Below are 708 nucleotides of genomic sequence, written 5' to 3'. Positions count from 1 at the left end.
CCACTCGACCAGTGAGCTATTACGCACTCTTTCAAGGATGGCTGCTTCTAAGCCAACCTCCTGGCTGTCAACGCGACCCCACATCCTTTTCCACTCAGCACACCCTTAGGGGCCTTAGCCGGTAATCTGGGCTGTTTCCCTCTCGACGACGGATCTTCTCACCCGCCGACTCACTGCCGCACTCAACACCAAGGCATTCGAAGTTTAGCTGAGCTCAGTAACCGACACGGCCCATCACCCAACCAGCGCCCTACCACCCCGGTGCAACACACGACGCTGCACCTAAATGCATTTCGGGGAGAACCAGCTATCACGGAGTTTGATTGGCCTTTCACCCCTACCCACACCTCATCCCCCAGGTTTGCAACCCTGGTGGGTTCGGGCCTCCACGACCTCTTACAGCCGCTTCACCCTGGACATGGGTAGATCACCCCGCTTCGGGTCTACAACACACAACTCAACGCCCTATTCAGACTCGCTTTCGCTCCGGCTCCCCCACACGGGTTAACCTCGCTGCATACCATAACTCGCAGGCTCATTCTTCAAAAGGCACGCCATCACCCGCCCACCAACAATCCAAAGATCGAAGGCCGGGCTCTGACGGATTACAGGCACATGGTTTCAGGCACTCTTTCACTCCCCTCCCGGGGTACTTTTCACCATTCCCTCACGGTACTCTCCACTATCGGTCACCGGACCATTTTAGGC

1 rRNA gene is annotated in these 708 nt (G+C 56.9%); it reads right to left on the bottom strand.

The window, feature by feature from the left end:
* A 23S ribosomal RNA gene (locus ACYVK3_RS21820) occupies positions 1-708 on the bottom strand; the annotation flags it as partial.

It is taken from the genome of Glycomyces tarimensis (assembly GCF_054776215.1).
This window is presented reverse-complemented; position numbering and strand designations above follow the sequence as displayed.